The sequence below is a fragment of the Pseudomonas bharatica CSV86 genome, from assembly GCF_000319305.2.
Lineage (GTDB): Bacteria > Pseudomonadota > Gammaproteobacteria > Pseudomonadales > Pseudomonadaceae > Aquipseudomonas > Aquipseudomonas bharatica.
The window spans coordinates 57,414-70,000 of record NZ_AMWJ02000007.1 but is presented as its reverse complement, the minus strand read 5'-3'; the positions used below and the strand labels follow the sequence as shown (position 1 = coordinate 70,000).

General features: G+C 60.2%; 6 protein-coding genes, 2 rRNA genes and 3 pseudogenes (1 of these 11 only partly in view). 10 read left to right on the top strand and 1 reads right to left on the bottom strand.

Annotation, left to right across the window (positions count from 1 at the left end):
* The 5 genes and pseudogenes from CSV86_RS29830 to CSV86_RS29810 form a co-directional block, all read left to right on the top strand.
* Positions 1 to 1,603 (top strand): 23S ribosomal RNA (locus CSV86_RS29830); it begins 1,287 nt to the left of the window's first position.
* A gap of 136 nt (positions 1,604 to 1,739) precedes the next feature.
* Positions 1,740 to 1,855: ribosomal RNA gene (rrf, locus tag CSV86_RS29825) — 5S ribosomal RNA — on the top strand.
* A 116-nt stretch (positions 1,856 to 1,971) separates the two neighbouring features.
* Positions 1,972 to 2,631, top strand: a complete 660-nt coding sequence (locus tag CSV86_RS29820) for a paraquat-inducible protein A (protein WP_037061518.1) — start codon at positions 1,972 to 1,974, stop codon at positions 2,629 to 2,631.
* Complete coding sequence (locus CSV86_RS29815; RefSeq protein WP_009403533.1) at positions 2,618 to 3,241, top strand: paraquat-inducible protein A; 624 nt, start codon at positions 2,618 to 2,620, stop codon at positions 3,239 to 3,241. Before CSV86_RS29820 ends, CSV86_RS29815 begins: the two co-directional genes overlap by 14 nt.
* Positions 3,225 to 5,539, top strand: a pseudogene (locus tag CSV86_RS29810) (PqiB family protein). Before CSV86_RS29815 ends, CSV86_RS29810 begins: the two are co-directional and overlap by 17 nt.
* Positions 5,540 to 5,687: 148 nt before the next feature.
* Here CSV86_RS29810 and rpsT read toward each other — a convergent pair.
* A complete protein-coding gene (rpsT, locus tag CSV86_RS29805) occupies positions 5,688 to 5,960 on the bottom strand; it encodes a 30S ribosomal protein S20 (protein WP_009403531.1) in 273 nt (90 codons plus the stop codon).
* 252 nt (positions 5,961 to 6,212) lie between these two features.
* On the opposite strand from rpsT, the pseudogene murJ reads away from it, so the two are divergent.
* From murJ to fkpB, 5 genes and pseudogenes are all read left to right on the top strand, one after another.
* Positions 6,213 to 7,750 (top strand): annotated as a pseudogene (murJ, locus tag CSV86_RS29800) (murein biosynthesis integral membrane protein MurJ).
* A gap of 118 nt (positions 7,751 to 7,868) precedes the next feature.
* Entirely contained in the window at positions 7,869 to 8,819 is a 951-nt protein-coding gene (ribF, locus tag CSV86_RS29795) for a bifunctional riboflavin kinase/FAD synthetase (RefSeq protein ID WP_009403528.1), read from the top strand.
* Positions 8,816 to 11,646 (top strand): annotated as a pseudogene (ileS, locus tag CSV86_RS29790) (isoleucine--tRNA ligase). The gene ribF and the pseudogene ileS overlap by 4 nt, the downstream one beginning before the upstream one ends.
* A complete protein-coding gene (lspA, locus tag CSV86_RS29785) occupies positions 11,639 to 12,154 on the top strand; it encodes a signal peptidase II (RefSeq protein WP_009403526.1) in 516 nt (171 codons plus the stop codon). Before ileS ends, lspA begins: the two are co-directional and overlap by 8 nt.
* Positions 12,147 to 12,584, top strand: coding sequence for an FKBP-type peptidyl-prolyl cis-trans isomerase (fkpB, locus tag CSV86_RS29780; RefSeq protein WP_009403525.1), 438 nt, complete (start codon positions 12,147 to 12,149; stop codon positions 12,582 to 12,584). The genes lspA and fkpB overlap by 8 nt, the downstream gene beginning before the upstream one ends.
* Positions 12,585 to 12,587: the final 3 nt, after the last annotated feature.

The window sequence follows — 12,587 nt, the reverse complement described above, 5'->3', positions numbered from 1 at the left end:
AAGACCAAGGTTTCCTGCGCAACGTTAATCGACGCAGGGTTAGTCGGTCCCTAAGGCGAGGCTGAAAAGCGTAGTCGATGGAAAACAGGTTAATATTCCTGTACTTCCGGTTATTGCGATGGAGGGACGGAGAAGGCTAGGCCAGCTTGGCGTTGGTTGTCCAAGTTTAAGGTGGTAGGCTGGAATCTTAGGTAAATCCGGGATTTCAAGGCCGAGAGCTGATGACGAGTTGCCTTTAGGCGACGAAGTGGTTGATGCCATGCTTCCAAGAAAAGCTTCTAAGCTTCAGATAACCGGGAACCGTACCCCAAACCGACACAGGTGGTTGGGTAGAGAATACCAAGGCGCTTGAGAGAACTCGGGTGAAGGAACTAGGCAAAATGGCACCGTAACTTCGGGAGAAGGTGCGCCGGCGAGGGTGAAGGACTTGCTCCGTAAGCCCATGTCGGTCGAAGATACCAGGCCGCTGCGACTGTTTATTAAAAACACAGCACTCTGCAAACACGAAAGTGGACGTATAGGGTGTGACGCCTGCCCGGTGCCGGAAGGTTAATTGATGGGGTTAGCTAACGCGAAGCTCTTGATCGAAGCCCCGGTAAACGGCGGCCGTAACTATAACGGTCCTAAGGTAGCGAAATTCCTTGTCGGGTAAGTTCCGACCTGCACGAATGGCGTAACGATGGCGGCGCTGTCTCCACCCGAGACTCAGTGAAATTGAAATCGCTGTGAAGATGCAGTGTATCCGCGGCTAGACGGAAAGACCCCGTGAACCTTTACTATAGCTTTGCACTGGACTTTGAATTTGCTTGTGTAGGATAGGTGGGAGGCTTTGAAGCGTGGACGCCAGTTCGCGTGGAGCCATCCTTGAAATACCACCCTGGCAACTTTGAGGTTCTAACTCAGGTCCGTCATCCGGATCGAGGACAGTGTATGGTGGGTAGTTTGACTGGGGCGGTCTCCTCCTAAAGAGTAACGGAGGAGTACGAAGGTGCGCTCAGACCGGTCGGAAATCGGTCGCAGAGTATAAAGGCAAAAGCGCGCTTGACTGCGAGACAGACACGTCGAGCAGGTACGAAAGTAGGTCTTAGTGATCCGGTGGTTCTGTATGGAAGGGCCATCGCTCAACGGATAAAAGGTACTCCGGGGATAACAGGCTGATACCGCCCAAGAGTTCATATCGACGGCGGTGTTTGGCACCTCGATGTCGGCTCATCACATCCTGGGGCTGAAGCCGGTCCCAAGGGTATGGCTGTTCGCCATTTAAAGTGGTACGCGAGCTGGGTTTAGAACGTCGTGAGACAGTTCGGTCCCTATCTGCCGTGGACGTTTGAGATTTGAGAGGGGCTGCTCCTAGTACGAGAGGACCGGAGTGGACGAACCTCTGGTGTTCCGGTTGTCACGCCAGTGGCATTGCCGGGTAGCTATGTTCGGAAGAGATAACCGCTGAAAGCATCTAAGCGGGAAACTTGCCTCAAGATGAGATCTCACTGGAGCCTTGAGCTCCCTGAAGGGCCGTCGAAGACTACGACGTTGATAGGTTGGGTGTGTAAGCGCTGTGAGGCGTTGAGCTAACCAATACTAATTGCCCGTGAGGCTTGACCATATAACACCCAAGCAATCTGAGCTGAGAGGCCGGATTGTGGTGGTGAAGACGCAATGAACCGAAAGTTCGTGCAAACCACAACTGTCACATACCCGATTTGCCGAGGCGTCGAAAGACGAGTTGGCACACAGAATTTCTTGACGACCATAGAGCATTGGAACCACCTGATCCCATCCCGAACTCAGTAGTGAAACGATGCATCGCCGATGGTAGTGTGGAGCTTCTCCATGTGAGAGTAGGTCATCGTCAAGATTCAATTCCGAAACCCCTATCTGCGTATGCAGGTAGGGGTTTTGTCTTTCCGGCTTCCCCACAAACCCGAGCGGCGCACTAGAATAGACCTCGACGCCGTCATTCAGAATTTTCCTATGTCCGATCCTGCCGACTCCCGGCCGCTTGCCAATCTGCCGCTGGACGAACTGGTGGCCTGCCACGAGTGCGACCTGCTGATGCGCAAGCCTGTACTCAAGCGCGATGAGAAGGCTGTGTGCCCCCGTTGTGGCTATGAGCTCTATGCCCACCGGCATAAGGTCGTAGAGCGCAGCCTGGCCTTGGTCCTCGCTGCATTATTGCTTTATGTCCCGGCGAACTTCCTGCCCATCATGCAGCTCCATTTGTTGGGGCAGAATTCGGACGACACCGTCTGGAGTGGCGTGCTCGGCCTCTATGATTCCGGGATGCGTGGCGTTGCCGTGGTGGTATTTCTCTGCAGCATGGCAATTCCGCTACTTAAGTTGCTATGCCAGCTTGCCGTGTTGTTGAGCATTCGCTGGAATGTCGGAAGAGACTATGGCTTGCTGCTCTACCGTATTTATCACCATCTACGCGACTGGGGCATGCTCGAGGTCTACTTCATGGGTGTGCTGGTGGCTATCGTCAAGCTGGTGGACCTGGCCGAATTGAGCCTGGGTCTTGGGCTTTTGTGCTTTATCAGTCTTTTGCTCGTCCAGGTGTGGTTGGAAATAGTCATGTCGCCACACCAGATCTGGGTGGCGTTGTCGGGAGAAGACCTGCATGCGGGCGATTGATGCCGGGATCCTTATTTGTTGCGAATGTCATGAACTCAACCGCCAGCAGCCTGAGTCCAGTTCACAGGTGTGTACCCGCTGCGGTGCGATCGTGCATGCCCGCCGTCCCAATAGTCTTGTACGTACCTGGGCGTTGCTGATTACCGCGGCGATTCTTTATATTCCGGCCAACGTATTGCCCATCATGACCGTCAGTACCCTGGGGCAGGGTAGCCCCGACACCATCATGTCCGGGGTCATCACCCTGATGAAGCACGGCATGTTGCCAATCGCGGCCGTCGTGTTCATCGCCAGTATCCTGGTGCCTACCTTCAAGCTGGTCGGTATCGCCCTGCTGCTCTATTCGGTGCAGCGCCACCAGCCGCTATCCGCTCGGCAGCGCATCCTGATGTACCGCTTCATCGAGTTCATCGGGCGGTGGTCGATGCTGGATATCTTCGTCATTGCGATTCTCGTCGCGGTGGTGAATTTCGGACGCATTGCCAGCGTCGAAGCCAACCTGGGCGCCGTCGCCTTTGCCAGCGTGGTGATACTGACGATGCTCGCAGCAGTAACTTTCGATCCCCGACTGATCTGGGATAACACGGAGTCGGATGACGACCATGAGTGACGATTTGCCTACGGCTAGAACCCGCCCAGCTTCGAACTGGTCGGCTATCTGGATTTTGCCCCTGATCGCCCTGGTCATTGGTGGCTGGCTTGGCTGGCAGGCCTACCGGGACTCGGGGTAAATATCGAGGTCCGCTTCAAGAGTGGAGACGGCATCGTCGCCAACAAGACCGAAGTGGTCTACAAAGGGATGCCGGTCGGTAAGGTCAAGAGCCTGGTCCTGGATGCCAAGGGTAGCGATGCGGGAGTGGTCGCCACCATTGAAATGAATCCCGCTGCAGAGCCTCATTTGCTGACCAATACGCGCTTCTGGCTGGTCAAGCCCAGCGTCACGCTCGCGGGTATCACGGGTCTGGAGACCCTGGTTTCGGGTAACTATATTGCCGTCAGCCCGGGCGATGGCGAACCGACCAAATATTTCGTCGCCTTGCCGGAAGCGCCGCCGCTGTCCGATAGCGAGCCAGGCCTGCACCTGACTCTGAAGGCCGATCGCCTCGGCTCGCTCGACCGTGATAGTCCAGTGTTCTACAAGCAGATCCAGGTGGGTCGGGTGAAGAGCTATCGTCTGGCCGAAGACCAGGGAACGGTTGAGATCAAGGTCTTCATCGAGCCAGCCTATGCCTCGCTGGTGCGCAAGCACACGCGGTTCTGGAATGCCAGCGGGGTCAGTGTCGACGCCAGTCTGTCGGGGGTCAAGATTCGCAGCGAGTCCCTGGCCAGCATTGTTGCCGGCGGTATCGCCTTTGCCACGCCGGAATACCGCAAGGACAGCCCGCCCACGGATCCGAGTCTGCCGTTCCGCCTTTACGAAGACTTCGATGCGGCCCAGGCCGGCATCCGGGTGAAGGTCAAGCTGAGCGACTTCGAAGGTTTGCAGGCCGGTCGCACGCCAGTGATGTACAAGGGTATCCAGGTCGGTACGCTGAAAGCGCTGAAGGTCGAATCCGATCTTAACAGTGCTATGGCCGAACTGACCCTCGATCCCCTGGCCGAGGACTACCTGGTGCAGGGCACCCAGTTCTGGGTGGTCAAGCCTTCGATCTCCCTTGCGGGCATCACCGGCCTTGAGGCCTTGGTCAAAGGTAATTACATCGCGGTGCGGCCGGGCGACAAGGGCGCCTCGCCGCAGCGCGAGTTCGAGGCCCGGGCCAAGGCGCCACCTCTCGATCTCAAGTCGCCTGGCCTGCATCTCGTGCTGTTCAGCGACAATCTCGGATCGCTGGAAGTCGGCAGCCCTATCCTTTACCGCCAGGTGAAGGTCGGCACCGTGCAGAGTTACCAGTTCTCCCGTAAACACCAGAAGCGTCTGTTGATCGGTGTGCATATCGAGCCGGAGTATGCCGGCCTGGTCAACGGCTCGACGCGGTTCTGGAATGCCAGTGGCATTACGCTCACGGGCGGCTTGTCGGGCATCCAGATCAAGAGCGAGTCATTGCAAAGCCTGATGGCGGGCGGTATTTCCTTCGATACCCCGACGCCCAACGTCCCGCTCAAGCGCCGGATACCTACTTTCCGCCTGCATGAAAGCCAGGAGGCGGCCAATCTTTCGGGTATCCCGATTACGATCAAGGTTGCCGACGCCGATGGTTTGAAAGTCGGCACGCCGATCCGTTTCAAGGGGCTGGATGTCGGCAAGATCGAGGCTGTCGATCTTAGTGCCGATTTGCAGTCGGTGCTGCTCAAGGCGCGGATTACCGAGGTCCCCGAACGTATCGCTCGAGTAGGTACGCAGTTCTGGGTGGTCAAGCCGGCGTTGGGGATCGTCAAGACGGAGAACCTTGGCACCCTGATAACCGGACAATACCTGGAGGTTCAGCCGGCAGCCCAGAACAAGGGGCCGCAGCGCGAGTTCACGGCCCTGCCGGAGGCGCCACAAGTCATCGGGCCGCCGGAAGGCCTGGCGCTGGTCTTGAGTGCGCCGAGGCGTGGTTCGATCAAGCCGGGGGTGCCGGTGACCTATCGGGAGATCCCCGTAGGCAAGGTGACGGGCTTCGAGCTGGGGCAGACCGCTGATCGCGTGCTCATCCATATCCTGATCGAGCCGCGATACGCAGCTCTGGTTCGCGGTGGCAGCCGGTTCTGGAATACCAGCGGCTTTGGTTTCGAGTTCGGTTTGATCAAGGGCGCGACGATCCGGACCGAGTCCCTGGAAACCATGATCCAGGGTGGAATCGCCTTCGCCACGCCGGAAGGCGAGCAGATGGGCAAGCCTGCCCTGCCGCAGCAGACCTTCGCCTTGTTCGACAAGGCCGAAGATGAATGGCTGCAGTGGGCGCCGAAGATTCCGATCGGTAAGTAAAGCTTCAAGCGGCAAGTCATAAGCAAGAGCGGGTGCGGCGCTGGCTGGCCTTTGCTTATGACTTGCGGCTTGAAGCTTAAAGCTCAAATGCCAAATCGCAGGCAATAAAAAACCGACCCTGAGGTCGGTTCTTTAACAAGCTTGTCGCTTAGGCAGCAGCTTTCAGCGCCTTGATGTGGCCATTCAGACGGCCTTTATGGCGAGCAGCCTTGTTCTTGTGGATGATGCCCTTGTCGGCCATACGGTCGATTACAGGCACAGCCAGGATGTAAGCAGCTTGCGCTTTTTCGGCGTCTTTTGCGTCGATGGCCTTGACTACATTCTTGATGTAGGTACGAACCATGGAACGCAGGCTGGCGTTGTGGCTGCGACGCTTCTCAGCCTGTTTTGCACGTTTTTTGGCGGAAGGTGAGTTGGCCACCGTCGAGCTCCTCGAAAGACTTGGTAAATAGCAAACAAAATAGGCCGCGAATCATGCCGATGAGTTGACTGCTTGTCAAGGCCACGAGCGGGGTTCCGCTCGGCGGTCATTCTCTCCATCGGGATGATTCCCTTCTGGTGCACGACCTGTAAACTCGGGAGCTTTTGCGCTGCCTGTTTTGCGCGGCGCGCATTATTGCACATTCAAATGGCGTTCGGCCTGCACTTCATCCCACGACGTGAAAAACTTTCGATGAATCTCCTCAAATCCTTGGCTGCGGTCAGTTCCATCACCATGGTGTCGCGGGTTCTGGGCTTCGTCCGTGACACCATCCTGGCGCGCATCTTCGGCGCCGGCGTGGCCACCGACGCCTTCTTCATCGCCTTCAAGCTGCCCAACCTGCTGCGCCGGATCTTCGCCGAGGGCGCTTTTTCCCAGGCGTTCGTCCCGATTCTGGCCGAGTACAAGACCCAGCAGGGGGAGGAGGCGACCCGCACCTTCGTCGCCTACGTCGCTGGCTTGCTCACCCTGGTCCTGGCCCTGGTCACCGCCCTTGGCGTGCTGGCTGCGCCGTGGATCGTCTGGGCCACGGCGCCGGGTTTCGTCGACAGTGCGGAGAAATTCCAGCTGACCACCGATCTGTTGCGCGTGACTTTTCCTTATATATTGCTGATCTCGCTGTCGTCCCTGGCAGGCGCGATCCTCAATACCTGGAACCGCTTCTCGGTCCCGGCCTTCGTACCAACCCTGCTCAACGTCGCGATGATCGTGTTCGCGCTGTTCCTCACGCCGTACTTCGATCCACCGGTCATGGCCCTGGGGTGGGCCGTGCTGGTCGGCGGGGTGTTGCAGCTAGCCTTCCAACTCCCCCATCTGAAGAAGATCGGCATGCTTGTGCTGCCGCGCCTGAATCTGCGCGATACCGGCGTCTGGCGCGTGCTGAAGCAGATGTTGCCGGCCATCCTGGGAGTTTCGGTCAGCCAGATCTCGCTGATCATCAACACCATCTTCGCCTCGTTCCTGGTCGCCGGCTCCGTGTCCTGGATGTACTACGCCGATCGCCTGATGGAATTGCCCTCCGGCGTGCTTGGCGTGGCCCTGGGTACCATCCTTCTGCCGACCCTGGCCAAGACCTACGCCAACAAGGACCGCCAGCAATACTCGCAGATTCTCGATTGGGGCCTGCGCCTGTGCTTCCTGCTGGTGCTGCCCTGTTCCCTGGCCCTGGCGATTCTGTCCGAGCCGCTGACCGTGGCACTGTTCCAATATGGCAAGTTCGGCGCATTCGATGCGCAGATGACCCAGCGCGCGCTGATCGCCTATTCGGTGGGCCTGCTTGGCATCATCATGATCAAGGTGCTGGCCCCTGGCTTCTATGCCCAGCAGAACATCCGTACGCCAGTGAAGATCGCCCTGTTTACCCTGGTGTCGACGCAATTGCTCAACCTGGTGTTCATCGGCCCGTTGCAGCATGCCGGTCTGGCCCTGGCGATCAGTGTCGGTGCCTGCCTCAACGCAGGCCTGTTGTACTGGAAACTGCGCCAGCAGCGCCTGTTCGAGCCGCAGCCTGGCTGGACCGCTTTCCTGGTCAAGCTGGTGATCGCGGTGTTGCTGATGTGCGCCGTGCTGCTGGTCGGCATGCAGTTCATGCCACCCTGGGCACAAGGGGAGATGCCGATGCGCTTCCTGCGCCTGGGAGGACTGATTGTCGCAGGCGTCGTGACTTATTTTGGCTGCCTGTTCCTGTTCGGCTTCCGCCCCGGGACTTCGCCCGCAAGGCCCTGCACTGACGGGCGGCGCAGGTCAGGCGTCGGTTTGGTGAAATCGGCGTGCTGGCGAGGTGCTGTTGCCTGTCGTCGGCGCCCGGGTATGGTTATAATCGACCACTTTATGAGCAAGAAGCGCGTTATGCAGCTGGTTCGAGGCCTTCAAAACCTTCGCCCCCGGCATCGGGGCTGTGTTGCTACCATTGGCAACTTCGATGGAGTTCATCGCGGTCACCAGGCCATCCTGGCGCGACTGCGCGAGCGTGCGGTGGAGTTGGGCGTGCCCAGCTGCGTGGTGATTTTCGAGCCGCAGCCGCGCGAGTACTTTGCCCCGGAAACCGCCCCGGCACGCCTGGCACGCCTGCGTGACAAGGTTGCCCTGCTTGCCGCGGAAGGGGTCGATCGGGTCCTGTGCCTGGCCTTCAACCAGCGCTTGAGCAAGCTTGGCGCCGACGAGTTCGTCGAGACCATCCTGGTCGACGGCCTCGGCGTGAAGCATCTGGAGGTTGGCGACGACTTCCGCTTCGGCTGCGACCGCCTCGGCGACTTCGCCTTCCTGCAGGACGCCGGCCAGCGCTACGGCTTCACTGTAGAAGCGGCGCGGACCGTCGAGCTGGATGGCCTGCGGGTCAGCAGCACCCAGGTGCGTGATGCCCTGGCCGCGGCGGACTTCGCCCTGGCCGAGCGCCTGCTGGGGCGGCCGTTCCGTATCGGCGGGCGGGTCCTGCATGGGCAGAAGCTGGCCCGGCAGTTGGGTACGCCCACCGCCAACGTACAACTCAAGCGCCGTCGCGTGCCACTGAGCGGGGTCTACCTGGTCAGTGTGCAGATCGACGGCAAGGTGTGGCCGGGTGTCGCCAATATTGGCGTGCGTCCCACCGTCGCCGGCGACGGTAGCGCCCACCTCGAAGTGCATTTGCTGGATTTCGCCGGTGATCTGTATGGCCGGCGCCTGACGGTGGAATTCCACCACAAGCTGCGTGAAGAGCAGCGCTTCGCCTCCCTGGAGGCGCTCAAGTCGGCGATCGATGCGGATATCGCCGCCGCTCGTGCCCATTGGCACGCTCAACCGCTAACCAAGAGCCTGAAATGACCGACTATAAAGCCACGCTAAACCTTCCGGACACCGCCTTCCCCATGAAGGCCGGCCTGCCACAGCGCGAACCGCAGATCCTGCAGCGTTGGGACAGTATTGGCCTGTACCGGAAGCTGCGCGAGATTGGCAAGGATCGTCCGAAGTTCGTCCTGCACGACGGCCCTCCCTATGCCAACGGCAAGATCCATATCGGTCACGCGCTCAACAAGATCCTCAAGGACATGATCATCCGCTCGAAGACCCTGTCGGGCTTCGACGCGCCTTACGTTCCGGGCTGGGACTGCCACGGCCTGCCGATCGAGCACAAGGTCGAGGTCACCCATGGCAAGAACCTGACGGCGGACAAGACCCGCGAGCTGTGCCGTGCCTACGCTGCCGAGCAGATCGAAGGCCAGAAGGCCGAATTCATCCGCCTGGGCGTGTTGGGCGACTGGGACAACCCATACAAGACCATGAGCTTCGCCAACGAGGCCGGCGAAATCCGCGCCCTGGCGGAGATGGTCAAGCACGGCTTCGTGTTCAAGGGCCTGAAGCCGGTGAACTGGTGCTTCGATTGCGGTTCGGCCCTGGCCGAGGCCGAGGTCGAGTACGCCGACAAGAAATCCCAGACCATCGATGTCGCCTTCAAGGCGGTCGATGAAGACAAGCTGGCCGCCGCGTTCGGCCTGGCGTCCCTGGGCAAGCCGGCCTCCATCGTGATCTGGACCACCACCCCGTGGACCATCCCCGCCAACCAGGCGCTGAACATCCATCCGGAGTTCACCTATGCCCTGGTCGATGTCGGCGACAAGCTGTTGATCCTTGCCGAAGAGCTGGTCGAATCCTGCCTGAAGCGATTCTCCCTGGAAGGTTCGGTCATCGCCACCGCCCGGGTTCGGCCCTGGAACTGATCAATTTCCGTCACCCGCTGTACGATCGCCTGTCGCCGGTCTACCTGGCCGACTACGTCGAGCTGGGCGCCGGTACCGGCGTGGTCCACTCCGCTCCGGCCTACGGTGAAGACGACTTCGTCACTTGCAAGCGCTACGGCATGGTCAACGACGACATCCTCACGCCTGTGCAGAGCAACGGTGTCTACGTCGATTCGCTGGAGTTCTTCGGCGGCCAGTTCATCTGGAAGGCCAACCCGCATATCGTCGAGAAGCTGGCCGAAGTCGGTGCGCTGATGTTCACCGAGACCATCAGCCATAGCTACATGCACTGCTGGCGCCACAAGACCCCGCTGATCTACCGCGCCACCGCGCAGTGGTTCGTCGGCATGGACAAGCAGCCGAACAATGGCGACACCCTGCGCGCACGCGCCCTGAAAGCCATCGAAGACACCAGGTTCGTCCCGGCCTGGGGCCAGGCGCGCCTGCATTCGATGATCGCCAACCGTCCCGACTGGTGCATCTCGCGCCAGCGCAACTGGGGTGTGCCGATCCCGTTCTTCCTGCACAAGCAGACCGGCGAGCTGCACCCGCGCACCGTCGAGCTGATGGAGGAAGTGGCCAAGCGCGTCGAGCAGGAAGGCATCGAGGCCTGGTTCAAGATGGACGCCGCCGAGCTGCTCGGTGACGAGGCCGGCCAATACGACAAGATCGCCGACACCCTCGACGTCTGGTTCGACTCCGGCACCACCCACTGGCATGTGCTGCGCGGTTCGCACAACATCGGCCACGAGACCGGCCCGCGCGCCGACCTGTACCTGGAAGGTTCCGACCAGCACCGCGGTTGGTTCCATTCCTCGTTGCTGACCGGCTGCGCCATCGACAACCACGCGCCCTACCGCGAGCTGCTGACCCACGGCTTCACCGTCGACGAGAACGGTCGCAAGATGTCCAAGTCGCTGGGCAACACCATCGAGCCGCAGAAGGTCAATGACACCCTGGGTGCCGACATCCTGCGCCTGTGGGTGTCCGCCACCGATTACTCGGGCGAGATGGCGGTTTCCGAGCAGATCCTGCAGCGCAGCGCCGATGCCTATCGCCGCATCCGCAACACCGCGCGCTTCCTGCTTTCCAACCTGTCCGGCTTCGACCCGGCCCGCGACCTGCTGCCGGCCGAAGACATGCTGGCGCTGGATCGCTGGGCCGTAGACCGTACCCTCCTGCTGCAACGCGAGCTGGAAGAGCACTACGGCGAATACCGCTTCTGGAACGTCTACTCGAAGATCCACAACTTCTGCGTGCAGGAGCTGGGCGGCTTCTACCTGGACATCATCAAGGACCGCCAGTACACCACCGGTGCCAACAGCGTTGCCCGTCGTTCCTGCCAGACCGCGCTGTACCACATCGCCGAAGCGCTGGTGCGCTGGATCGCGCCTATCCTGTCGTTCACCGCGGACGAGCTGTGGCAGTACCTGCCAGGCGAGCGCAACGAGTCGGTGATGCTCAACACCTGGTACCAGGGCCTGAGCGAGCTGCCGGTAGGCACCGAGCTGGACCGCGCCTACTGGGATCGCGTGATGGCGGTCAAGGCTGCCGTCAACAAGGAGCTCGAGAACCAGCGTTCGGCCAAGGCCATCGGTGGCAACCTGCAGGCCGAAGTGACCCTGTTCGCCGACGAGGCCCTGGGCAACGACCTGACCAGGCTGGGCAACGAGCTGCGCTTCGTGCTGATCACCTCCGCTGCAAGCGTCGCGCCGTTCGTCGAAGCGCCTGCCGATGCCGTGGTCACCGAGGTTTCCGGCCTGAAGCTGAAGGTGGTCAAGTCCGCGCATGCCAAGTGCGGCCGTTGCTGGCACTTCCGCGCCGATGTCGGCATCAACCCGGAACATCCGGAAATCTGCGGTCGTTGCGTGGACAACATCAGCGGTAACGGCGAGGTGCGTCACTATGCCTAATGTGTCTGCGGGGCGGTTCGGCCGCCTCGCCTGGCTCTGGCTGAGCGCGCTGGTCCTGGTCCTCGACCAGGCCAGCAAGTTCCATTTCGAAAACTCGCTGAGCATGTACCAGCAGATCGTGGTCATTCCCGACTACTTCAGCTGGACCCTGGCCTACAATACCGGCGCCGCCTTCAGCTTCCTTGCCGACAGCTCCGGCTGGCAGCGCTGGCTGTTCGCCCTGATCGCCGTGGTGGTCAGTGCGGTGCTGGTGGTCTGGCTCAAGCGCCTGGGGCGCGGAGAGACCTGGCTGGCGATTGCCCTGGCCCTGGTCCTCGGGGGCGCATTGGGCAACCTGTACGACCGTATCGTGCTCGGCCACGTGATCGATTTCATCCTCGTGCACTGGCAGAACCGCTGGTACTTCCCGGCCTTCAACCTGGCCGACAGCGCCATTACCGTCGGTGCGGTGATGCTGGCGCTGGATATGTTCAAGAGCAAAAAGTCCGGAGAACCTGTCCATGAGTGACATCCGTATCGGCCAGAACACCGAAGTCACCCTGCACTTCGCCCTGCATCTGGAAAACGGCGATACCGTCGACAGTACCTTCGACAAGGCTCCGGCGGTGTTCAAGGTCGGCGATGGCAACCTGCTTCCCGGTTTCGAAGCGGCGATCTTCGGCTTCAAGGCCGGCGACAAGCGCAGCGTCACCGTGATCCCGGAAAACGCCTTCGGTCAGCCCAATCCGCAGAACGTGCAGATCATGCCGCGTTCGCAGTTCCAGGACATGGAGCTTTCCGAAGGCCTGCTGGTCATCTTCAACGATGCTGCCAACACTGAACTGCCCGGTGTGGTAAAGGCTTTCGACGATGCCCAGGTGACCGTCGATTTCAACCACCCACTGGCTGGCAAGACCCTGAACTTCGAGGTGGAAATCCTCGACGTGAAGGCCGTCTGAGCC

What these genes read in the sequence shown, in the direction of transcription:
- CSV86_RS29820 (WP_037061518.1), top strand. Translation starts at nt 1,972, where the DNA reads ATGTCCGATCCTGCCGACTCCCGGCCGCTTGCCAATCTGCCGCTGGAC.
- CSV86_RS29815 (WP_009403533.1), top strand. Translation starts at nt 2,618, where the DNA reads ATGCGGGCGATTGATGCCGGGATCCTTATTTGTTGCGAATGTCATGAA.
- ribF (WP_009403528.1), top strand. Translation starts at nt 7,869, where the DNA reads ATGCAGCTGGTTCGAGGCCTTCAAAACCTTCGCCCCCGGCATCGGGGC.
- lspA (WP_009403526.1), top strand. Translation starts at nt 11,639, where the DNA reads ATGCCTAATGTGTCTGCGGGGCGGTTCGGCCGCCTCGCCTGGCTCTGG.
- fkpB (WP_009403525.1), top strand. Translation starts at nt 12,147, where the DNA reads ATGAGTGACATCCGTATCGGCCAGAACACCGAAGTCACCCTGCACTTC.